22 protein-coding genes and 2 pseudogenes are annotated in these 22,350 nt (G+C 68.4%); 12 read left to right on the forward strand and 12 right to left on the reverse strand.

The features are described from left to right. Positions 1-7: 7 nt before the first annotated feature. The 8 genes and pseudogenes from QC826_RS17870 to QC826_RS17905 form a co-directional block, all read right to left on the reverse strand. Positions 8-760, reverse strand: a complete 753-nt coding sequence (locus QC826_RS17870) for a LytR/AlgR family response regulator transcription factor (protein WP_279761806.1) — start codon at positions 758-760, stop codon at positions 8-10. A 2-nt stretch (positions 761-762) separates the two neighbouring features. Further along, positions 763-1,835: pseudogene (locus QC826_RS31705) on the reverse strand (sensor histidine kinase). A 3-nt stretch (positions 1,836-1,838) separates the two neighbouring features. Beyond that, positions 1,839-2,648 carry a LiaI-LiaF-like domain-containing protein gene (locus tag QC826_RS17880; RefSeq protein ID WP_279761807.1) on the reverse strand — a complete coding sequence of 270 codons (810 nt, stop codon included), beginning with the start codon at positions 2,646-2,648 and terminating at the stop codon, positions 1,839-1,841. 102 nt (positions 2,649-2,750) lie between these two features. After that, a complete protein-coding gene (locus tag QC826_RS17885; protein ID WP_279761808.1) occupies positions 2,751-3,023 on the reverse strand; it encodes a LiaF transmembrane domain-containing protein in 273 nt (90 codons plus the stop codon). A 289-nt stretch (positions 3,024-3,312) separates the two neighbouring features. Then, complete coding sequence (locus QC826_RS17890; RefSeq protein WP_193616304.1) at positions 3,313-3,474, reverse strand: hypothetical protein; 162 nt, start codon at positions 3,472-3,474, stop codon at positions 3,313-3,315. Positions 3,475-3,647: 173 nt separating this feature from the next. Beyond that, positions 3,648-4,529 (reverse strand): LysR family transcriptional regulator, encoded by an 882-nt coding sequence (locus QC826_RS17895; RefSeq protein WP_279761809.1) that lies wholly within the window; start codon positions 4,527-4,529, stop codon positions 3,648-3,650. A gap of 35 nt (positions 4,530-4,564) precedes the next feature. Beyond that, positions 4,565-5,182: a PAQR family membrane homeostasis protein TrhA gene (gene trhA, locus QC826_RS17900; RefSeq protein ID WP_279761810.1), complete on the reverse strand. Its 618-nt coding sequence runs from the start codon at positions 5,180-5,182 to the stop codon at positions 4,565-4,567. Positions 5,183-5,287: 105 nt separating this feature from the next. Then, positions 5,288-5,692: a hypothetical protein gene (locus QC826_RS17905; protein ID WP_279761811.1), complete on the reverse strand. Its 405-nt coding sequence runs from the start codon at positions 5,690-5,692 to the stop codon at positions 5,288-5,290. A gap of 147 nt (positions 5,693-5,839) precedes the next feature. Between QC826_RS17905 and QC826_RS17910 the strand changes: the two genes are divergently transcribed. From QC826_RS17910 to QC826_RS17955, 10 genes are all read left to right on the forward strand, one after another. Continuing rightward, a complete protein-coding gene (locus tag QC826_RS17910; RefSeq protein WP_279761812.1) occupies positions 5,840-6,928 on the forward strand; it encodes a hypothetical protein in 1,089 nt (362 codons plus the stop codon). A 145-nt stretch (positions 6,929-7,073) separates the two neighbouring features. Continuing rightward, positions 7,074-7,502, forward strand: coding sequence for a hypothetical protein (locus tag QC826_RS17915; RefSeq protein WP_279761813.1), 429 nt, complete (start codon positions 7,074-7,076; stop codon positions 7,500-7,502). A 132-nt stretch (positions 7,503-7,634) separates the two neighbouring features. After that, positions 7,635-7,916 carry a type II toxin-antitoxin system RelE/ParE family toxin gene (locus QC826_RS17920; protein ID WP_279761814.1) on the forward strand — a complete coding sequence of 94 codons (282 nt, stop codon included), beginning with the start codon at positions 7,635-7,637 and terminating at the stop codon, positions 7,914-7,916. 19 nt (positions 7,917-7,935) lie between these two features. Then, positions 7,936-8,265 (forward strand): HigA family addiction module antitoxin, encoded by a 330-nt coding sequence (locus tag QC826_RS17925; protein ID WP_093388625.1) that lies wholly within the window; start codon positions 7,936-7,938, stop codon positions 8,263-8,265. 240 nt (positions 8,266-8,505) lie between these two features. Further along, positions 8,506-9,054 (forward strand): FxDxF family PEP-CTERM protein, encoded by a 549-nt coding sequence (locus tag QC826_RS17930; protein WP_279761815.1) that lies wholly within the window; start codon positions 8,506-8,508, stop codon positions 9,052-9,054. A gap of 298 nt (positions 9,055-9,352) precedes the next feature. Continuing rightward, entirely contained in the window at positions 9,353-11,122 is a 1,770-nt protein-coding gene (locus tag QC826_RS17935) for a methyl-accepting chemotaxis protein (RefSeq protein ID WP_279761816.1), read from the forward strand. Between the two features lie 78 nt (positions 11,123-11,200). Further along, the gene (gene cysC, locus QC826_RS17940; protein WP_279761817.1) at positions 11,201-11,875 is read left to right on the forward strand and encodes an adenylyl-sulfate kinase; all 675 of its coding nucleotides are present in this window, start codon (positions 11,201-11,203) and stop codon (positions 11,873-11,875) included. Positions 11,876-11,878: 3 nt separating this feature from the next. Beyond that, positions 11,879-12,916, forward strand: a complete 1,038-nt coding sequence (locus tag QC826_RS17945) for a hypothetical protein (RefSeq protein ID WP_279761818.1) — start codon at positions 11,879-11,881, stop codon at positions 12,914-12,916. Further along, positions 12,906-14,237, forward strand: a complete 1,332-nt coding sequence (chrA, locus tag QC826_RS17950; RefSeq protein WP_279761819.1) for a chromate efflux transporter — start codon at positions 12,906-12,908, stop codon at positions 14,235-14,237. Before QC826_RS17945 ends, chrA begins: the two co-directional genes overlap by 11 nt. Positions 14,238-14,282: 45 nt before the next feature. Further along, the gene (locus QC826_RS17955) at positions 14,283-15,419 is read left to right on the forward strand and encodes a sulfotransferase family protein (RefSeq protein ID WP_279761820.1); all 1,137 of its coding nucleotides are present in this window, start codon (positions 14,283-14,285) and stop codon (positions 15,417-15,419) included. Positions 15,420-15,438: 19 nt separating this feature from the next. Here the strand turns inward: QC826_RS17955 and QC826_RS17960 are convergent, their stop codons facing one another. Next, positions 15,439-15,780: a hypothetical protein gene (locus QC826_RS17960; RefSeq protein ID WP_279761821.1), complete on the reverse strand. Its 342-nt coding sequence runs from the start codon at positions 15,778-15,780 to the stop codon at positions 15,439-15,441. A 324-nt stretch (positions 15,781-16,104) separates the two neighbouring features. Here QC826_RS17960 and QC826_RS17965 point away from each other — a divergent pair. Further along, positions 16,105-17,144 (forward strand): annotated as a pseudogene (locus QC826_RS17965) (type II asparaginase). A 57-nt stretch (positions 17,145-17,201) separates the two neighbouring features. On the opposite strand, the gene QC826_RS17970 reads toward QC826_RS17965, so the two are convergent. Beyond that, entirely contained in the window at positions 17,202-18,608 is a 1,407-nt protein-coding gene (locus QC826_RS17970; RefSeq protein WP_279761822.1) for a hypothetical protein, read from the reverse strand. A gap of 240 nt (positions 18,609-18,848) precedes the next feature. Between QC826_RS17970 and QC826_RS17975 the strand changes: the two genes are divergently transcribed. Beyond that, a complete protein-coding gene (locus tag QC826_RS17975; protein WP_279761823.1) occupies positions 18,849-20,327 on the forward strand; it encodes an aldehyde dehydrogenase family protein in 1,479 nt (492 codons plus the stop codon). Between the two features lie 7 nt (positions 20,328-20,334). On the opposite strand, the gene QC826_RS17980 is transcribed toward QC826_RS17975, so the two are convergent. Together QC826_RS17980 and QC826_RS17985 are read right to left on the reverse strand one after the other, a co-directional pair. Beyond that, the gene (locus QC826_RS17980; protein ID WP_279761824.1) at positions 20,335-21,462 is read right to left on the reverse strand and encodes an ABC transporter ATP-binding protein; all 1,128 of its coding nucleotides are present in this window, start codon (positions 21,460-21,462) and stop codon (positions 20,335-20,337) included. A 33-nt stretch (positions 21,463-21,495) separates the two neighbouring features. Then, complete coding sequence (locus QC826_RS17985; RefSeq protein ID WP_279761825.1) at positions 21,496-22,350, reverse strand: carbohydrate ABC transporter permease; 855 nt, start codon at positions 22,348-22,350, stop codon at positions 21,496-21,498.

Raw genomic sequence — 22,350 nt, forward strand, 5'->3', positions numbered from 1 at the left:
CCCGCCGCTACCGCATCGCGCTCCGGATCTTCTGGTGGCCGCTGCGGCTGATCGGAATCCGGCTGCCGTCGGCCAGCAGCGCGACGTGGCTGTCGCGCGTGGCCTGCTCGATGCGGCCGACGAAGTCGATGTTGACGATGTACGAGCGGTGGATGCGCACGAAACGTTGCGCCTCCAGCTGCCCCTCCAGCTCGGACAGGCTCTGGTTCTTCAGGTAGGACTTGCCCTCGCTGTGGATCCGCACATAGTCGTCCTGCGCCTCGATGTAGGCGATCTTGTCGCAGGCGACGACGTGGACCTTGGCGCCGTCGCGGATCAACACGCGCGCCAGCGGCGCCTTGCGCGCCGCCGCCTCGCGCGCCACGGCGGCAACGGCGGCCCGCGCCCGATCGGCCTGCGCGTCGGCTTGGCCGAGGCTGGCGCGGGCGTGCGCCAGCGCCTGGTCGAAGCGCTGCTGGCTGAACGGCTTGAGCAGGTAGTCGAGGGCGTGGAACTCGAAGGCCTTGATGGCATACTGGTCGAAGGCGGTGGCGAAGATGAAGCGCGCCTTGCCGGCGCTGAGCTCGGCCACCTCGAAGCCATCCAGCTTGGGCATCTGGATGTCGAGAAAGACCAGGTCGGGCGCCAGCTCGCTGATCGCCTTGACCGCCTCGAAGCCGTTGGCGCATTCGGCGACGATGTCGACGTCGGCGTGTTCGGCCAGGTACTCGCGCACCACGCCGCGTGCCAGCGCCTCGTCGTCCACAATGATGATACGCATGCTCACTCCTCGCTCAATTGGGCCGGCATGGTGATCTCCACGCCGAATCGGTTTTGCCGCCGCGTCCAGTGGATGCTGGCCTCGTGCCGGTAGGCGCCGGCCAAACGCTGGCGCACGTTGTTCAAGCCGATGCCCTGGCCCTTGGCGCCGCCGGCCGGCGGGTCCGGGTCGACCGGGTTGTCGACGCCGATGTGCAGCAGCGAACCGGCGCGGCGCGCCGTCAGGCGGATGGTGCCGCCCTCGGGCAGGTGGCAGATGCCGTGCTTGACGGCGTTCTCCACCAGCGGCTGGATCAGCATCGGCGGCAGCAGGCAGGCCGCCGCCTCGGCGCTCACCTCCTCGGCGAACAGCAGGCGGGCGCCGAAGCGCACCTGTTCGACCGCCAGGAAGTGGCGGACCAACTCCATCTCCTGCCCCAGCGTGACCTTGCGGTGCGCCTCCAGGCCCAGGCTGTGGCGGAAGAAGCTGGCCAACTCCAGCGTCATGCGGCGCGCGCCCTTGGGGCCTGCGAGGTCAGCGCGCTGATCGAGTTGAGGCTGTTGAACAGGAAGTGCGGATCGATCTGCGTGCGCAGCATGCGCAGCTCGGCCTCCTGCGCCATCAGGCGCGCCTGCAGCGCGCTCTGCTCGGCGCCGGTGGCGCGGACGAATTCGATGACCAGGTAATGCAGCGCCGCCGCGAAGCCGTACAGCAGCACGCCCTCGGCCAGCATCAGCGCGGCCAGCCTGTGGCCCAAGTCGATGCCGGCCCAGCTGACGCCGAGCAGCAGGCACAGGCTGTTCCAACCCTGGCCGACGGCCAGCCACAGCCCGCCGGCCACCAGCGCCGCCGCCGAGAACACCAGCGGGATCGCCCGCGCCCGCGCGCCGCCCAGCGGATACGAGCGGCACAGGTAGTAGGCCGAGTAGCCGGCGGCGAAAGCGTAGACCAGATTGACCGGCAAGGCGAACAGCAGCGCGTTGGGCGCGGCGGCGGCGCCCACCAGGGTGATCACGCCGGCCAACGCCAGGCCGAGGAACAGCCACACCGCCAGGTAGACGACGACGCCGCGACGGTTGGCGAACAGGCCTTGCATCGCCTAGTTGCGCACTTCCAGGCCGCCCATGATGGCGTAGCCCTTGATGAGCAAGCGCTTGCTGGCGTCCTTCGGGACGATGGTCTTCTCTTCGAAGCCGCCCATCACCGGCGTGCCCATCAAGACAACGGTCCAATCGGGCGGCACCTTGATCTGGATGCCGCCGAACAGGGCGAACACGTCGAGCACCGCCTCGCCGTCGAGCGAGCTTTGGCGCAGGTCGATTTCGCAGCCGCCCATCACGGCGGTCACCTCGCCGCCACGGAAGTGCTGGCTGGTGACGCGGCTGGCGTAGCTGCCCATCACCGCCGTGACGTTGATGACGGAGTCGTCGGCCTTGTCGGCCTTGTCGGCCGTCCCGGCGTTCTCCTGCGCGCCGCTCCCGCCGCCCTTGTCCTGCCAGTTGTCGGCCTTGTCCAGCCGGACCACGCCGACCTCGAACACGCGGCGGCCGGTGATGGAGCGGTACACCACCGCCACGCCGGCGCCGATCAGCAGGATCGGCCACAAGGTGCGCCAGGTGACGTAGACCAGGCCCAGTCCCTTGAGGGTCATCAGGCCGCCCAACAGGATCAACGCGCCGCCGACCATGGCGCCGCCGGCGGTGCGGGTTTGCAGGATCTTCAGGACGCCGATGACGACCAGCACCAGCGGCCAGAAGTGCATCGAGTAGCGGAAGTCGAGCAGGCCCAGGTTGTCGAGCAGGAACAGCACGCCCAGCGCGATGACCATCAGGCCGACCACCACCTGGCCGTTCGGACCACGCTGGCGTTGGCGTCTTTGTTGGCGTGCTTCTTGGCGATCGATGCGCATATCAGTGCTCCTTGTTCGAATTGAAGTAGTCGTTCAGCAGCGGCCGCAGCACCAGTCCGAGGCCCCAGGCGATCAGCAGCGCCGGCCAGCTGTCGCGGAAGCTCAGGCCCACACGTGCTCGTAGGAGACGTACCACCAGGCGGCGAAGAAGACCTTCCACAGGCCGTTGAGGAACAGCCGGGGCGAGGACGGCGGCAGCATATCGCCGATGCCGAACACCACCAGCAGCCACGGCCAGTAGTGCCAGATGCGGCGCAGGTCGAGGTCGAGTTCGAGCAGCTCGGCGCGGTCGAGCAGCACCAGGGCGCCGAACACGATCAGCAGCATGCCCCACAATAGTTGTTTGCGCCAGTCCTGGCTTGTCGCGTCTTTCATCTCGGTCCCCTGGTTGACGATGGCATGGAGGTGACGATACCCGTCCCGCCGCGCCAGCGGAAGGGCTTTTCGGCGAACGGCGGATGGCGGCCGGCGAATGGCGCGTGGATCGGCCAACGGCGGCGCGCCTGAGCGGAGCTGGAGCGGGAGGGAAACGGCGGTGCTTCACGGTTTGACGGAACGCCGACCCCACCCCGGAATACAAAGGGGTCTGACCCCGCACGGGGTCAGACCCCGTGGCGTATCGAGGTGCGGGGTGAAAAAGCCGCGCGCGGCGGGCTGTCGGACGTCAGCGGCCGCCGCCGGCGCAAATGCGCGGTTCCATCAGCAGCATGCCCCAGCCCAGTTGGCGGCGAATCTCCTCCGGCGTCGGCGGCGGCTTGGCGTCGTGGTTGCGCCGCTCGAGGTAGGCGCGTACCAGGTATTTCGATGGGTGGGTGGTCTGTGCCATGATGACCTCGCAACGGTGGCGTCGTCGAATTGGTGCCGGTACTTGAGGCTACCGGCTTACCTGCCGATCGATCGCGGCGCCGTTGTGGCGGGCGCCGCGCTTCGATCACGCAGGGCCATCTTAGCGCCGCGCCGCCGCGCTTTCCGTTCGCTGCCGCACAGTGGCGCGGCGCCTCACAATTTCTGCTGCAGGAACTCGAGGAAGCAGCTGATCCGTTGCGACAGCTGCGTGTTGCGGTAGTAGACGGCGTGGATCTGCTGGCGGTAGCCGCTGTTGAAGCTGGCCAGCAGCGGCACCAGGCGGCCGGCCTTGATGTCCTCGCGCGTCATGAAGTCGGCCAGGCAGACGATGCCCTGGCCGGCCAGCGCCAGCTGGCGCAGCGTCTCGCCGCTGGAGGCGGCCAGCGCCGGCGCCACCTGCAGGCTGTTGCCGTCGTCGTGGCGCAGCGGCCAGGCGTTGCCCTGCTCGTAGTGGCTGAAGCCGAGCAGGCTGTGGCCGGCCAGTTGCTCCGGCATCTTCGGCGTGCCGTGGCGGCGCAGGTAGTCGGGGCTGGCCAGCACGTGCAGCGGGCTCGAGCTCAGCGCGCGGGCGTGCAGGGTCGAGTCGCTCAGCGCGCCGATGCGGATGGCGATGTCGGTGCGGTGCTCGATCAGGTCGGCGATCCGGTCGTTGCTGCTCAACTCGAGGCGGATGTCCGGATACAGGGCGCGGAACTCGGCCACGTGCGGCACCACGCAATGCAGCATGAAGGGCGAGGCGGCGTCGACGCACAGGCGGCCGGCCGGCTTCTGCCGGCGGATGCGGATGGCCTCCTCGGCCTGCTCCATGGCGCCGAGGATGGCGCGCGCCTGCTGCAGGAACAGTGCGCCCTCCTCGGTCAGCTCCATGCGCCGGGTGGTGCGGGTCAGCAGCGAGGTGGCCAGCTTGTCCTCCAGCCGCGACAGGGCGCGGCTCACGCCCGAGGTGGTCTGGCCCAGATGCACCGAGGCGGCGCTGAGCGTGCCGCTGTCGACGACGGTTACAAAAATCTTCAGATCGTCAGAATTAATATCCACTATGGTCCTGGGGCGCGCAAGCGCGCCGGTAAGCGTCAGGCCACATACAGCAGTACCGCGCCGAAATGGCAGATGCTGCCTCCGAGCACGAACAAATGCCACACACCGTGGCCGTGACGCAATTTGTGATCGGTGGCATAGAAAACGATGCCACCCGTGTACAACACGCCGCCGGCGGCCAACCAAAGGAAGCCGTTCCAGCTCAGCGCCGCGATCAGGGGCCGGGCGCCGATCACGGCCAGCCAACCCATCATCACGTAGATCAATAGCGACAGCAGGCGCGCGCCGCGCGCGTACCAGACCTCCTGCGCGATGCCGACCAGCGCCAGCGTCCACACCACGCCGAACAGCCACCAGCCCCAGGGGCCGCGCAGGCTCACCAGGGTGAACGGCGTGTAGCTGCCGGCGATCAGCAAATAGATCGCGCAGTAGTCCAGCGTGCGCCAGAAGTCCTTGGCCGGGCCGCGCAGGCTGTGGTACAGCGTCGAGCTCAGGTACAGCGCCAGCAGCGTGGCGGCGTAAATGCTGAAACTGACCATCTTCCACACGTCGCCGCTGCGCGCCGCCAGCACGATCAGCAAAACGCCGCCGACCGCCGCCAGCGCCGCGCCGACCGTGTGGGTGATGCTGTTGAAACGCTCTCCGTAATACATAATCCATCCAATACGCCACCCAGGGCGCCAACGGCGGCGGCAGGCTGCGCGCGCGCCCGGCCATTGTATGCCGCATCGGCGGGCGCCGTGGGCGGCGCGGCGGCGCTACTTGGATTTCGGCTTCGGTCCCATGTTGTCGATGTCCTTGCCGATCGAGCGGGCCGCCGCCAGCACCACCAGCAGCGCGGCGGCGCCGATCAGGCCGGCCGTCTTGCCGGCGTCGACATGGCCGCGCTCGATGCGCTCGATCTGGCCGAAGGCGATGCGCCGCTCCTGGCCGTCGACCGTGCCGCGCAGCGCGTCGGCCTCGACGGCGGCCAGCTTGAAGTCGAACTTCTTGCCGTCTCGGCCGACCAGCAACAAGGTCTCGCCGACCGTCAGGCCGTCGACCGGCCGCGCCGCCACCGACTTGACCGCGTCGTCGCCGTCGGCCACCACGCGCATCGTGGTGCAGCCGCTGATGGCGACGCACAGCAAGAGCGCGCCACACTTCCTCGATAGTTCCCGCATCCGTTCATCCTTGCTTGCATAAAATCCAATAATAGCATGTAGATATGTTGGGATTGGGAAATGTTACAACATTGCTTCAGAGCTAACGCAGCCGGCTCCCGGGCAACATCGGCCGGCGCGCCGGTCCGCCTGTGGTATGTTGTCAGGATGATTCAAGCACACAAATACCAGCGCTGCATGGTGATGGCCGGCGGCGGCGCGCGTTTCGGCATCTATCTGGGCATGTACGCGGCGGCCTGCCAGGCCGGCCGCGCCCCCGACATCCTGCTGGCCAGCTGCGGCAGCGCCATCGCCGCCACCATCATCCGCAACCTGCCCGACGACGCGCAGCGGCGCGCCTGGCTCAGCTCGCCGCAAATGTACCGCTTCTGGAGCGGGCTCAAGTCGGCCCGCCACACCGGTCTGGTCGGCACGCTGCTGCGCGCCGCCCAGCGCAAGCTCAACCCCGGCCGCGCCCCGACCATCCCCGACCTGTTCGGCGACTACCTGTTCGAGATGCCGCGCCAACTGCCCTTCCCGCCCGAGCCGGCGGTGCCGGCGGTCGACGTCGGCGTGATCGCCGGCCGCCTGCTGTTCGAGCCGGCCGAGGTGGGCCGGCCGCGCGGCCGGCGCAAGCTGTTCGCCGAGACGGTGTTCTGTCCGCCGCGCGCGGCCGCGCTGCTGCACGGCCTGGAGGCGCCGCTGAGCGACCCGCGCTGGGGCCAGCACGCCGTCGCCCGCGCCCTGCTGACCGACAGCACGGCGCCGCTGGGCGAGGCGGCGCGCGTCTCGATCGCCGACATGATCTACTTCCGCTGCCAGCGCTACGCCGGCCACCACTACATCGGCGGCGTGCTCGACCTGTTCCCCATCGAGCTGGCGCGCCACCTGGCCGAGGAGGTGATGATGGAGTTCAAGGAGGCCTTCGACCAGACCTTCGCCATCCCGGCCTGGCGCGCCGTGCTGGGCCTGGACGGCAACCAGCGCCTGCGCTACGTCAACGGCCAGCGCGCCGAGGTGCGCATCGACACCTCCGACGTGTCGCGCGCGCTGGCCGGCGAGCCGGTGCAGAAGAAGCTGGTGTGGCGCCACAACCGCATCCAGCTCGACATGCCGCACAGCTACGACGAGTTCGTCGCCACCATGGAGCAGCAGTGGCTCTACGGCTACGAGCGCGGCATGGAGGCCTTCGGCCGCCCGCCCGGCCAGCCGGCGGCGATCCGCAACGCCACCCGCCACAGCAAGGCGCTGCGCTAGCGGGCGGGGGCGGTATGGTGCCGCGCAAAAGGCAGTCGTCGCTTTGCCATGCCTCAATTCGTCGGCCTGCCGGTGGCATTATGCTTGGCGCTTACCTCCAGCAGTCACCAAGGAAGAAACTATCACCTCATGGGCGCACGTGGTTATGGACAAGCAAACCCTGTTGATCAATCTTGCCATGGGCACCGCGATCCTTATCGTCGCTCTGGCCGTGCGTGCCATAGCGGCCCGCTTGCGATCGCGCATCAACTTCTCGCTACTGACACTCCCTACGTTAATCATTGGCGCCATCCTGTTGCTGCTACCGACGCCGCTCTACCTGTTTTACGAAGGCCCATGCCAGGACTTGGACGATCTTCCGCTCGCTTGGATATTTCCTGGCGTTATATTGATCGCCGCGTTACCGCTCGCCGCCTTCAATATTCGGCACACCAACATGGCTTACGCGTGCGCCGCCACGGTGTTGCAACTCGCCGGCCTCGCGTTCGTGTTCGCACTCGGCCTACTTCCACCCACGGTGCTGACCGGGCTTGGCAATATGGGGCATGGCGGCATGCGTGTCCCCTGTCCCTAACTCGAAGTCACCGCCGTTCCGTCTGAATGGCGATCCCGGCACGACAATGTTTCTCTACTATCAAACACTCCAGATCGCGGGAAATCCCACTCCTAATCTCAACCTTCCGTTTATCGATAATCGATATACAATATGACCATCCGTTCCTTCCGTTGCAAAGATACGAAGGCGCTGTATGCCGGTGGCAAGGTCGGAAAATTCGCGAACGTCCGCTCCACGGCCGAACGCAAGCTTCAACTGCTCGATAGCGCCGCCAGCCTCGATTTCTTGCGCACGCCGCCAGGCAACCACTTGGAGGCACTCGGCGCCGATCGCAAAGGACAGTACAGCATCCGGATTAACAATCAGTTCAGAATCTGCTTCGTCTGGACCTCGGCGGGTCCCGAAGACGTCGAAATCGTCGACTACCACTAGCGAGGCTAAGGAGAGCACCATGGCAGAGAACCAAATGCGTCCGATCCATCCCGGCGAGATTCTGCGCGAGGAATTCCTGGCGCCGCTGGCGATGACGCCGCACGCGCTGTCCAAGGCGTTGCATGTGACGCCGGCGCGCATCAACGACATCGTCAACGAAAAACGCGGCGTCAGCGCCGACACCGCGCTACGCCTGGCGCGCTACTTCGGCGGCGAGCCACAGTCCTGGCTCAACCTACAACAGGCGTACGACCTCAAAATGGCCACCCGCGCCGGCCTGGAGAGGATCCTCGTCGAGGTCCGGCCGCGCGCCCCCGGCGACGGTGACGAGGCCGCGCTGGCGGCGTGAGCGCCGCCGGCCGACTCGCCAGCGCCCCCCTCCACAGCTGACTAGCGCCACGCTAGCGTTGCGACAGCACAACCCGGCGGCGGCGCCGGGTTGTTTTTTTTGCAGCAACTGATACATTGGCAAGGTTGGAAAACAATCCATTTTGCAACGCCTGACGGCGGGCCCCGCGCCCACCCTGTTGTGCGCCGACCGGCGTCGTCCTCCGCTTGAACCATCTTCTCGCATACAAGGAGCAACAACATGAAGCACCTCCACCTCTCCCCCCTCGCCGCCCTGCTGCTGGCCGGCGGCCTGCTGGCCGGCGCCGCCCACGCCGACCCGCTGGTGTTCGACGCGGCCGGCAACGCCACCTTCTCGGCCCTGCACGCCGGCCCCGGCAGCTATGTCGACGAGTTCCTGTTCGCCGTCGACCCCGAGCTGATGGGCTGGGCCAGCGGCACGGCGGCCGTCGGCAAGACCTGGATCAATCCGAACCGCCTGGCCAACTACGGCATCAGCGACATCACCTTCTTCCGCGTCAACCTGGACAACAGCCGCACCAACCTGCTGTCGGTCTTCAACGGCGGCGCGGCGATCGAGTTCTATCCGGCCGATCCCCTGGTCGCCGGCAACTACGGCTTCAGCGTCAGCGGCGCCACCGCGCTGGCCGGCCGTGGCGGCTCCTACGCCGGCAACCTGAACCTGGTGACGGCGCCGGTGCCCGAACCGGCCGGCTTCCTGATGCTGTCGATCGGCCTCGGCCTGCTCGGCCTGTGCGCCCGTGGCAAGGCCGACAACAAGCTCGGTTGAACCATCCCCGGCTTGGCCGGCGGCGCCCGCGGCGCCGTCCGGCGCGGCTCGATGATGCCGCGCAGCAACACTGCCATTCTGCAAGTCACACCTCGTCATAGCAGGCTCTGCGGCGAGCGTCGCCGGTGTGACTATTGAATACAATCTGACGCATTCAATCTACTACTATCCAAACAGACATTTCTTTTCGCGAAGTGTTTTTGTTCATCTGAACTGCGCAGTGGCGCCGCCCCGGACCCTTCCCGGGCGGCGGGGGCGGCCGAGGCCGCCCTGGCCATCGCGCCCCACGGAGGTAAGTATGAAACTGCAGAACATGAGCGTCGCATCCCGGCTCGCCATCGGCTTCGGTCTGGTGGCCCTGCTGCTGATGGTGGTGATCGGCCTGGGCTTGTCGAGCATGAGCCAGCTCCAGGACCGCATGGACGAGATCACCAAGGTCAACGACGTCGAAACCCGGCTGGCCGGCACGATGGACCTGACCGTCACCGAGCGCGCGCTGGCGCTGCGCAACCTGATCCTGCTCAAGGAGGCCAACGAGGTGCAGATCGAGGTCAAGCGCCTGGCCGAACAAGAGAAGAAATACAACACCGCGCAGGAGCAGCTGGGCCGGATGTTCGGCAGCCTGCCCGGCACCTCGGTGGAGGAGAAGAACCTGCTCGAACAGATCAAACAGCAGGCCCTGCTGGCCGCGCCGTTCACCGCGCGCGCCGCCGGCCTGGCGCTCGAGGGCAAGCAGGACGAGGCCTACCAGGTGCTGCGCTTCGAGTTCCGCCCGGTGCAGAAGAAATGGTGGGAGCTGCTGCGCCAGCTGCGCGAGGTCGAGGACAAGCAGAACGCCGACGGCACCGCCGCCGCCGCCGAGGCCTACGCCGGCGCCCGCTCGCTGATGCTGATCATCGGCTCGCTGGCCCTGCTGGCCAGCGCCGTCGCCGCCACGCTGATCACCCGCGGCATCGTGCGCGAACTGGGCTGCGAGCCCGGCGAGGCGGCCGCCATCGCCGGCCAGATCGCCGCCGGCAACCTGGCCACGCGCATAGCCACCAAACCCGGCGACGAGCACAGCCTGCTGTTCGCCATGGCCTCGATGCGCGACAGCCTGGCGCTGATCGTCAGCCAGGTGCACGTCAGCACCGACACCATCGCCACCGCCGCCGGCCAGATCGCCTCCGGCAACATGGACCTGTCGGCCCGCACCGAGCAGCAGGCCAGCACGCTCGAGCAGACCGCCTCGTCGATGGAGGAGCTGACCTCGACGGTGCGGCTGAACTCGGACAGCGCGCGCCAGGCCAACGGCCTGGCCGTGTCCGCCTCGGACGTGGCGCTCAAGGGCGGCGCCGTGGTGGCCCAGGTGGTCGACACCATGGCCGCCATCGACGTCTCGGCGCGCAAGATCGTCGACATCATCGGCGTCATCGACGGCATCGCCTTCCAGACGAATATTTTGGCGCTCAACGCCGCCGTCGAGGCGGCGCGCGCCGGCGAGCAGGGCCGCGGCTTCGCCGTGGTCGCCACCGAGGTGCGCAACCTGGCCCAGCGCAGCGCCGCCGCCGCCAAGGAGATCAAGACCCTGATCGGCGACTCGGTCGACAAGGTCGAGGCCGGCAACAAGCTGGTCGAACAGGCCGGCTCGACCATGCACGAGGTGGTCGACAGCGTGCGCCGCGTCACCGAGATCATGTCCGAGATCATGTCGGCCAGCGCCGAGCAGTCGTCCGGCATCGAGCAGATCAACATCGCCGTCACCCAGATGGACACGGTGACCCAGCAGAACGCCGCCCTGGTCGAGGAGGCCGCCGCCGCCGCCCAGGCGCTGCAGGACCAGGCCAACAGCCTGACCGAGGTGGTCAGCGTGTTCCGCATCGAGAGCCAGTCCGGCCGCGCGCTGCTGGCGCAGCCGGCGGCGCTGGCCCAGCCGCGCCCGGCGCCGCGCGCCGAGGCCCGCCCCGCGCGCGCGCCGGCCCGGCCGGCCGTGGCCGCGCCCGCCGCGCGGCGCCAGCCGGCCCTGTCCGGCGAGGGGGGAGCACGGCGCCCGACGGCGCCGTCCGACGCCGAGTGGGAAGAGTTCTAAGCCGGCCGCCGCGCCCGCCACCACCACCACCACCACCAGCAAGCAAACGGCGCCGCAACGGCGCCGCAAGGGAGAAGCATGAGCACGCTCAAGTACCGCGAGACGCCGGCCCAGAACCCGCCGAGCCCGGCATTGCCGGACCAGGAAGTGCCGGCCGCGCCCAGCGCACCGAACATCTTCTGGCACACCGGCAAGGTGTCGGCGGCGGCGCGCAACCGCCAGAACGGCCAGCGCGGCGCCACCGTCTGGCTGACCGGCCTGAGCGGGGCCGGCAAGTCGACCCTGGCCTGCGAACTGGAGAAGATGCTGGTCGACGCCGGCCGCGCCGCCTACGTGCTCGACGGCGACAACCTGCGCCACCACCTCAACCGCGACCTCGGCTTCTCGCCGCAGGACCGCCAGGAGAACATCCGCCGCAGCGCCGAGGTGGCGCGGCTGATGAACGACGCCGGCCTGATCGTCATCGCCGCCTTCATCTCGCCGCTGCGGCAGGACCGCGCCATGGCCTGCGCCATCATCGGCGAGGACAACTTCATCGAGACCTACGTCAGCACGCCCTGCCAGGTGTGCGAGGAGCGCGACCCCAAGGGCCTGTACGCCAAGGCCCGCGCCGGCCTGATCCCCGAGTTCACCGGCGTCTCGGCGCCCTACGAGGTGCCGCTCTATCCGGCCCTGGTGCTCGACACCGACTGCCTGACGCTGCAACAAGCCAGCCGCCAGCTGTTCCAATACCTGGCGCAGCGCCGCAACTAGACCATGGGCCGCGACGTCGCCCCCAGCGGCCGGCCGACGCCGACGCGCCGCATCGACGTCTTCAACGGCGACGCCGACGGCATCTGCGCGCTGCACCAGCTGCGCCTGGCCGCGCCGGCCGACACCGAGCTGGTCACCGGTGTCAAGCGCGACATCGCCCTGCTCGAGCGCGTCGCGGCGCGCCTGGCCGAGCGCGACTGCGCCGGCGCCGAGCTGCTGGTGCTCGACATCTCGCTCGACAGCAACGCCGCGCCGCTGCGCCGCCTGCTCGCGGCCGGCGCCAGCGTCGACTACTTCGACCACCACGCCGCCGCGCAGGCCTTCGCCCACCCCGGCCTGCGCCTGTTCTGGGACGACTGCCCGGACTGCTGCACCAGCATCCTGGTCGACCGCTACCTCGACGGCCGCTACCGCCCCTGGGCGGTGGCGGCCGCCTTCGGCGACAACCTGGCGGCGCCGGCGCGCGCGCTGGCCGCCCGCGCCGGCCTGGACGGCGCCGCCACCGCCGCGCTCGAACAGCTCGGCCAGGTGCTCAACTACAACGCCTACGGCGACTGCGTGGCCGACCTGCACATCTGTCCCGAGCAGCTGTACCGCGCCGTCAGCGCCTACGCCGACCCGCTCGCCTTCATCGCCGACAGCCCCTGCCACGCCCTGCTGCTGGACGGCTACCAGGCCGACTGCGCCCGCCTGCACGGCCTGCGGCCGCACTGGCAGCGGCCCGGCGGCGCCGTGTACGTGCTGCCGGCGGCGCCATGGGCGCGCCGGGTCAGCGGCGTGCTGGCCAACCAACTGGCGGCGGGCGGCGGCGCCGCCTCCTTCGCCATCCTCAGCTGCCACGCCGACGGCCACTATGTCGTCAGCGTGCGCTCCGGCGCGCCGGCCGAGCGCAGCGCCCACGGCCTGTGCGAACAGTTCCCCGGCGGCGGCGGACGCCGCGCCGCCGCCGGCATCAACCACCTGCCGGCCGCCGAGGTGGAACGCTTCATCGAACGGTTCCGCCGCTACTTCGCCCTGCCCGAGCAACACCATGGGCATTAGCGAGAAGCTGCGCCTGGCGCCGCCGGCCGCGCCGGCCCGGTCGGTCGGCACGGAAGAGCCGGTCGCGCCCGCCCCCGTGCCGGCCGTTTCGCTGGCCACGCTGGCCCTGCTGTTCCTGCGCATCGGCTGCAGCAGCGTCGGCGGCTTCATGGCGATGGTCGCCGTGACCCAGCAAATGGTGGTCGACAAGCGCCGCCTGCTCAGCGCCGAGGGCCTGCTCGACGGCCTGGCCCTGGCCTCGCTGATGCCCGGCCCGGTCGCCATCAACGTCGTCGCCTATGTCGGCTACCGCCTGCGCGGCGTGGCCGGCGCCGTGGTTTGCGTGCTCGGCGCGGTGCTGCCGGCCTTCGTCTGGATCTGCGCGCTGGGCACGCTGTACTTCCGCTACGGCAGCATGGACGCCGTGCGCACCGTCTTCCTCGGCGTCACCCCGGCCATCACCGCCGTGGTGCTGGCCTCGGCCTGGCGGCTCTGGCGCGGCGCCGTGCGCGACTGGCGCCAGGGCGCGCTGGCGCTCGGCGCGGCGGCGCTGCTGACGGCGCTGCCGGGCCTGCCGAGCACGCTGCTGGTGCTGGCGGCGGCGGCCTGGACCGGCTGGAAATATCCGCGTCCGGCGCCGGCTGCGCAAGACGCGGGCGCGGGCGCCGCGCCGCCGAACGAAGCGGCGGCGAGCGGAGGACCGGCGGCCGGCGCCGGCCCGGCGCCCAACGGCGCGCGCGCGCGCCGCTCGGCGCGCCGCGCCGCCGCCGCGCTGGCCGCGCTGGGCCTGCCGGCGGCGGCGCTGGCCCTGCTGGCGGCCCACAGCGCCATCCTGTTCACCTTGCTGTGCGCCTTCGCCGGCATGAGCCTGCTGACCTTCGGCGGCGGCTACGTCTTCATCCCGCTGCTGCAACACACCGTGGTCGACGGCTACGGCTGGCTCAGCCAGCGCGAGTTCGTCGACGGCCTCGCCCTGACCCAGCTCAGCCCCGGCCCGGTGATGATCAGCTCCGCCTTCGTCGGCCTGAAGGTGGCCGGCCTGGCCGGCGCGGCCGCCGCCAGCGCCGGCATGTTCATCCCCAGCGCGGCGCTGATGCTGGCCGCCAGCGGCATGGTCGAGCGGCTGCGCCGCTCGGCGCCGGCGCAGGCCGCGCTGGCCGGCGTGCGCGCCGCCCTGGCCGGCATGGTGTTCGGCGCCGCCGTCACCATCGGCCGCATGGCCGCGCCCGGCTGGCTGTCGCTGGCGCTGGGCGGCGCCGCCCTGCTGGCCCTGCTGCGCTGGCGCGTCGACGCCGCCTGGGTGGTGGCCGCCGCCGCCCTGCTCGGCTGGCTGGCGTTGTAGTTGTTGAACCGAGAATTTTTTTGTGACAGGTACGACCAGGAGACCATGATGAGCAACACCGACCACCCCGCCCCCGCCGACAAGCAGCGGCCGCATCCGGTAATGATGATCCCGCTGCGCCGCTGCGGCAGCCACGCCCTGCGCCTGCGGCTGAACTTGTCGCCGCAGTTCTACTCGCCCTACCCGCTGCACATCGTCGACCTGATGCCGATGCTGCCGCTGTACGGCGACCTGCAGGACGACCGCGCCTACTTCCGCCTGGTGGTCGACGTGGTCGGCCTGCAGGCGGTCAGCATGGTCAAGTGGCAGCAGGTGGTGTTCGACCCGGTCGAGATCTTCGAGGCCATCCGCCACCAGCCGCGCAGCGTGCACCGGGTGGTGTGGGAATTGCTGTTGCGCGCCGGCGAGCGCCAGGGCGCCCGCGTGGTGATGGACAAGTCGCTCGACAGCGTGCACTACGCCGACGAGCTGATGCGCCTGCTGCCGGACATGCTGTTCGTCAACGTGGTGCGCGACCCGCGCGCCCAGGTGGCGTCGATGAACCGCGCCATCATCCACGACTTCGACACCCTGCTCAACACCCGCACCTGGCTGGCCGCCCACCGCGCCGCCGACGCCGTGATGCGCCATTATCCGCGCCGCGTGCTGACCATCCGCTACGAGGATTTCCTGTCCAACCAGGAGGCCACGCTGCGCACCCTGTGCGACTTCATGGGGATCGACTTCCTGCCGCAGATGCTCGACGTCGGCAGCTCGGTCGAGGCGCAGCAGATCGCCCAGTTGTCGGCGCTGTGGTCGTCGAACTGCTTCGCGCCGATCGCCGCCCACGCCGACAAGTTCAAGCAGCAATTGTCCGGCGAGGAGATCCGCGTCATCGAAACGCTGACGCGCGACGACATGCTGCGCTACGGCTACACCCTGATGACGGCGGCCGACGCCAGCGTGACCGACAGCCACCACGGCGAGGCCCTGCTGCGCTCCGACGCCGGCCGCAGCCAGGCCTGGCGCGACATCGAGCAGAGCAACTTCCGCGACTTCGTGCTGCGCCGCTGCCGCGCCGACTACCTGGCCCAGGTGCGCGCCCGGCTGGAGGCGCAGGCCGGCGGCGCCGGCCGAGCCGCCGGCGCCAAGCCCACCACGCTGGACGCGCTCGATCCGGCCACCTTCGAGGTCAGCGATTAGGCATGGGCGCCGGCGGCGTTCAGCGGCACAGCTGTGCCCAGGACGCCTCGAACTCGGCCGGCGCCACGTCCTGCGCCAGCAGGGTCAGGTCGCGCGCCACCGAGATGTAGCGCTGGAAACCGATGTAGGCGCCGAAGGCGTCCTTGGCGTTGACCTCGCCGCAGGGCGCGCCCTTCTTGCCGATGAACTGGTTGCGGAACTGGGCCGAGGCCGGTTCCAGCACTTTTTCCTTCACATACTTCTCGCCCAGGCTGGTCAGGGTGGCCGCCTCGTCGCGCTGCTTTTGTGCCGCCGACTTGCCGCAGCCCACCACGCCACAGGAAATGACCGCCGCCAGCAGCAACGCAATTCCTTTGTTCATACAATCTTTCAAAAAAAGGTGAAACGGGGCCCCGTCCGGCCCGGTGCGCCGCCCGGCAATATTGCCTTGACGACCATTGTGATACTCAAATGCAATTGTAGCCGATCACGCAATATTTTACTCGCTCCACGCGCGGTGGCGCGGACGCGCACGCAACTGAGCCGGGGGTGCCGCAAAAGCCACAAAAAATGTGCACGCGCCGTGCTTTTTTCGCGCCGGCAGCCCGGCCCCGGCGTAGATTTGTTACCATCCTTACCCAAAGTTTAACAAGGAGATCGCATGCTGCACCATAAACCCGCACAATTCTTCACGGTCGTGGCCACCATGTTCGTGCTGTTCACGAGCAACGTCCGCGCCGAGGCCGCCGCGCCCAAGCTGGGCAACGTCACCATCCTGGCCACCGGCGGCACCATCGCCGGCACCGGTGCCAGCAGCACCACCACCATCGGCTACACCGCCGCCACGGTGGGCGTCGAGCGCTTGATCCAGGCCGTGCCGGAACTGGCCAAGGTGGCCAATGTGACGGGTGAGCAAGTGTTCCAGATCGCCAGCGAGAACATGAGCAACGAGCATTGGCTGACCCTGGCCAAGCGCGTCAACGCCCTGCTGGCGCAGAGCAACGTCGACGGCATCGTCATCACCCACGGCACCGACACGCTGGAAGAGACCGCCTACTTCCTCGACCTGGTGGTCAAGAGCAAGAAGCCGGTCGTGCTGGTCGGCGCCATGCGCCCGTCCACCGCCCTGTCGGCCGACGGCCCGCTGAACCTGTACAACGCCGTGCTGCTGGCCGCCAGCCCCGACGCCGTCGGCAAGGGCGTGCTGGTCGCCATGAACGACCAGATCCACGCCGCCCGCGACGTGTCGAAAACCAACACCTCGACCCCGGACAGCTTCAAGACCACCGAACTGGGCATGCTCGGCTACATCCAGGGCAACAAGCCCTACTTCTACCACGTGTCCAGCCGCAAGCACACCACCGATACCGAATTCGATATCAGTAACCTGCAATCCCTGCCGCAAGTGGATATCGTCTACGGCTACGCCAACATGGGCCCGCCGCGCTGAACGCCTTCATCGCCGCTGGCGCCAAGGGCATCGTCCACGCCGGCGTCGGCGACGGCAGCCTGGCCCACAAGGTCGTGCCATCGCTGAGCGCGGCGCGCAAACAGGGCACCATGATCGTCCGCGCCAGCCGCGTCGGCCAGGGCATCGTGGCGCGCAACGGCGAAGCCAACGACGACGAACTCGACTTCGTCGCCGCCGACACGCTGAACCCGCAGAAGGCCCGCATCCTGCTGATGCTGGCGCTGACCAAGACCAGCAACAGCAAGGAAATCCAGCGCATGTTCTACACCTACTGATCGCTGGATCGGCGACGGCGGCGCGGCCCTTGCCGCGCCGCCGTCGACAAAGTCACGCTACAGCGTGCGCATAAAGGCGACCAGGTCGCCTTTTTCTTTGTCGCTCAACTTGGTTTCCAGGATCAGGTTGAAGAACTCCACCGTGTCCTCCAGCGTCAACAGGCGGCCGTCGTGCAGATACGGCGGCGACTCCTTGATGCCGCGCAGCGGGAAGGTCTTGATCGGCCCGTCGAACGAGGCCATGATGCCGTTGATCAGGCGCGGCTTGTAAAAGCGCTCGGCCTTCAGGTTGTGCATCAAATTGTCCGTGTAGTAGGGCGGCGCGTGGCAGGTGAAGCACTGGCCCTTGCCGAAGAACACGGTCTGGCCGCGCAGCTCGCTCTCGCTGGCCTTCTTCGGGTCGAGCTTGCCCATCACCGTCAGCTTGGGCGCCGGCGGAAAGTCCAATATCTCCTGCACCTCGGCCATGAAATGCACCTGGCTGCCGCGTTCCAAGATGTTGACGCCCTTCTTGGTGGCGATCACCGGATCACCGTCGAAGTAGGCGGCGCGCTGCTCGAACTCGGTGAAGTCCTCGACCGACTTGAGCGCCCTTTGCGAGCCGAACAGGCGCTGGATGTTGACGCCGCGCAGGCTCGGCGTCTCGATGCGGTGGCGGAACTCCTGCGGCCGGATGTCGCCCACCAGGTGGGTGGCGCCGTTGCTGTGGCCGTTGGCGTGGCAGTCGAAGCAGGCCACGCCACGGCTGGGCCGCTCGCTGCGCCTGTCCTCGGTCTGGTTGAACTGCTGCTGCGGGAACGGCGTCAGCAGCAGACGCAGGCCCTCGATCTGCTTGGGGTTGAGCACGCCGTTGAACATCTCGTAGTAGTTGTCGATGCTCAGCAGCTTGCCCTTCGACACGTCGCCCAGGTCGGGCCGCGTGGTCAGGAAGATCGGCGCCGGGAACTCCGGCAGGAAATGGTCGGGCAGGTCGAAGTCCAAATCGAAGCGGGTCAAATCGCGGCCCTCCTGCCGCTTGATCTCCTCGATCTCGAAGTGGGGGAACAGCATGCCGCCCTCGGCCTGGTGCGGATGCGGCAACGGCAGCAAACCGCCGGGAAACAGGTCGCGCTCGCGCACCTGCTCGGGCGTCAGCGCCGCCAGCTGCTCCCACGTCACGCCGCGCGGCAGGCGCACGCGCACGCCGCCCTGCACCGGCTTGCCACGGAACATGGTCGCGCCGCTGGGCCGGTCGGCCAGGTCGTAGCGCTCGGCCAGCAAGTCCTGCTGGCGCCGCATCAGGCCGGCGCGCGCCGCCTTCATGCGCGCCAGCGTGACGGCGAAGTCCTCGCGGATCACCACCGGGCTGTAGCTCGACGGCTTGCCCGGCTTGGCGGCCGGCGCCTCCTGCGTGCGCACCAGCGCCGGCGCCAGCGCGACCAGCGTTGCGACGGCAACCCCCAGGGCGGTTTTTGCGAATTTCATGTGCGTCTCCTTGTCCGATTGATACGACCCACCGTTCATTAAAGCAGACCAGTCCGCCTACTCAACCGTTAAGCCGGCCGGCATTGCGCCAGCACAAACGCCACCGCAGCGGCCATCGCAACGACTATGTCAATAGCCATTGGCGCCGGACGGGCGGCGCCGTGCGAATTAGAGCAATCATGTAAAAATAGCACGGGCACTCGTGCTAGGCTAGCTGATCCAATACGGGGGACGAGCTTTATGAACGAACAACAACAGGCGGTGCCAGCCTTGCATTTACATAGCGACGGCGAGGCCGATCCGCGCCTGATCCAGCAAGCCTTCGCCGCCCAGCGCGCCACCGCGCTGCGCTGGCGCGGCTCCAGCGCGGCCGAGCGCATCGCCCGCGTCAAGCGTCTGCGCGACGCCATGATGGCGCGGCGCGAGGCGCTGTACGCCGCCTTCGCCCAGGACTACCACAAGCCGCCGGCCGAGGTCGAGGCCTCCGAGCTGCTGCCGGTGATGGAGGAGATCCGCCAGGTGCTGGGCGCGCTGAAGCGCTGGATGAAGCCGCGCCGCCACTGGCCGACCACCACCATGCTGGGCACCTACGCCTCGGTGCAGTACCAGCCGCGCGGCCGCGTGCTGATCGTCGCGCCGTGGAACTATCCGCTGAGCCTGTGCTTCGGCCCGCTGGTGTCGGCCCTGGCGGCCGGCAACACGGTCATCATCAAACCGTCGGAGATGACGCCGGCTGTGTCGGCCGTGCTGGCCGAGATCATCGCCGCCGTCTTCCCGCCGGACGAGGTGGCCTTGTTCCAGGGCAGCCAGCCGACCTCGCAGGCCCTGCTCGAACTGCCTTTCGACCACATCTTCTTCACCGGCTCGCCCAACGTCGGCAAGCTGGTGATGGCCGCCGCCGCGCGCCATTTGACCAGCGTGACTTTGGAGCTGGGCGGCAAGTCGCCGACCATCGTCGACCAGAGCGCCAACCTGGGCCTGGCGGCGGAAACCATCATGTGGGGCAAGTTCCTCAACAACGGCCAGACCTGCGTGGCGCCCGACCACGTCTACGTCCACGCCTCGGTCAAGGAGGCCTTCGTCGCCGCCTGCAACAGCGTGCTGGCGGCGCGCTACGGCGCCAGCGCGGCCGAGCAGAAGGGCAGCCCCGACCTGACCCGCATCGTCAACGGCCGCCACACCCAGCGCGTCGCCGGGCTGCTCAGCGACGCGCTGGCGCGCGGCGCCGTCCTGCGCTGCGGCGGCGAGGTGGACCAGCAGCAATGCTACATCGCCCCCACCCTGCTCGAGCAGATCCCGCCCGGCGCGGCGATCATGCAGGAGGAGATTTTCGGCCCGCTGTTGCCGATCATCGCCTACGAGTCCTTGGACGAGGTGATCGCCACCATCAACGCCGGGCCCAAGCCGCTGGCCCTGTATGTATGGAGCAAGCGCCAGGCGCATATCGACCAGGTGCTGCAACAGACCAGCTCGGGTGGAGCCTGCGTCAACCACTGCGTCGCCCACTTTGCCCACGGCAACCTGCCCTTCGGCGGCGTCAACAATTCGGGCATCGGCAACGCCCACGGCGAGTATGGCTTCAAGACCTTCTCGCACGAGCGCGGCGTGCTGCGCGCCTCGCCGCTGATGCTGATCAAGCTGTTCTTCCCGCCCTACACCAAGAACCGCAAGCTGCTGATCCGCAAGATCGTCGACATGCTGCGCTTGCCGATGCTGTAAGCCGGGCTTAGCCCTCGCGGCTGGTCGCCACCATGTTGCCGGGACGCAGGCGGCGGGCGGCGCGGCCGTCCGCGTCGAACAGGTGGAAGGCCTGGCTGTCGGCGGCGAAGGCCAGTGGCTGGCCCAGCCGCAGCGCCAGATTGGCGTCGCTGCGTATCACCACGTCCTGGCCGTCGGCCATGGTCAGGTAGACGTAGTTGGTCTCGCCCAAATGCTCGACCACGCTGACCGTGCCGGCGAAGCGTTCCGACGCCTGGCCGTCCGCCACCGCATGCTCGGCACGCAGGCCCAGGCTGACCGCGTCGCCGGCGCGCAGGCCGCTGCCGTCCACCAGCGCGCGCACCTGGCCGCCCTGCTCCAGCGCCACCAACACGCCGTCCGCCGCCGCCTCGACCACCTTGCCGGCGAAAAAATTCATCGTCGGCGCGCCGATGAAGCCGGCCACGAAACGGTTCGCCGGCTGCTGGTACAACTCCAGCGGCGAGCCGGCCTGCTGCACCCTGCCCTCGTGCATGACGACGATCTTGTCGCCCAAGGTCATCGCCTCGACCTGGTCGTGGGTCACATACACTGTGGTGGCGCCCAGCTGGCGCTGCAGCTTGGCGATCTCCAGCCGGGTCTGCACGCGCAAGGCCGCGTCCAGGTTGGACAAGGGCTCGTCGAACAGGAACAATTGCGGCTCGCGCACGATGGCGCGGCCGATCGCCACGCGCTGCCGCTGGCCGCCGGACAACTCGCGCGGCAGCCGCTCCAGCAAATGGCCGATTTTCAAGATCTCCGCCGCCTTCTGCACCCGCGCCGCGATGGCGGCCTTGCCCTCGCCCGCCACCTTCAAGCCGAAGGCCATGTTCTTGAACACCGTCATGTGCGGATACAGCGCGTAGCTCTGGAACACCATGGCGATGCCGCGCTCGGCCGGCGGCAGATGGTTGACCTCGCGCCCGTCGATCAACATGCTGCCGCCGCTGATCCGCTCCAGGCCGCACAGCATGCGCAGCAGGGTCGACTTGCCGCAGCCCGAAGGCCCGACCAGCACGACGAACTCGCCGTGGCCGATGTCCAGATCGATGCCGGCCAACACGTCGGTCTTGCCGTCATACGATTTACGCAATTGCCTCAGACTCACACTAGCCATCTTGCCTTCCTTTGTTTTGCACTTGCCCTTGGATTACTTGACCGCGCCGGCCGTCAGGCCACGGATCAGCTGGCGCGAAAAGATCGCGTACATCAACAGCATCGGCAGCACCGCCAGCGACAAGGCCGCCAGCACCGAATTCCAGTCCGTCGCGTACTGGCCGATGAACTGCTGCACGCCCAAGGTGACGGTCTGCGTGTGCTCGGACGGCGCCAGGATCAGCGGGAACCACAGGTCGTTCCAGGCCGGGATCATGGTGAACACGGCGACGGTGGCGATGGCCGGCCGGATCAACGGCAGGATCACCTGGAAGAAAATTTTGAACTCGCCGACGCCGTCGCAGCGCGCCGCGTCCTTCAACTCGCCCGGCACCTGGCGCATGAACTCGGTGAGTATCATCACCGCCAGCGGCAAGCCTTGTGCGGTGTACACCAGCACCAGCGCCAGCAAGGTGTTGGTCAAGTTCAGCGCGACCATCAGTTCCAGAATCGACACCGTGCCCAGGCGGATGGGAATCATGATGCCCAGCGCCAGGAACAGCGCCAGCAGACGGTTGCCACGGAAGGAGTATTCCGACAAGGCCCAGGCCGCCATCGCCCCGAACAGCACGATCAGCAGCAGCGAACCCAGGGTGACCACCAGGCTATTGCCGTAGAACAGAAGGAAGTTGGTCGCCGACAGCACCTTTTGAAAACCCACCAGCGACAGCGTGGCCGCGCTGGGCAGCGCCAGTGGATCGTCGAAGATGGCGGCGCGCGACTTGAGCGAATTGATCAGGATCAGCGCGATGGGGAACAGCGCCAGCGCGGTGTATGCCAGCAGCACCAGATGCACGGCCAGCCGGCCCGGATCGGGCCGCAGCAGCGTGGACTCGGACGAAGTGTTCAT

Source organism: Rugamonas sp. DEMB1 (assembly GCF_029834475.1).
Taxonomy (GTDB): domain Bacteria; phylum Pseudomonadota; class Gammaproteobacteria; order Burkholderiales; family Burkholderiaceae_D; genus Rugamonas; species Rugamonas rubra.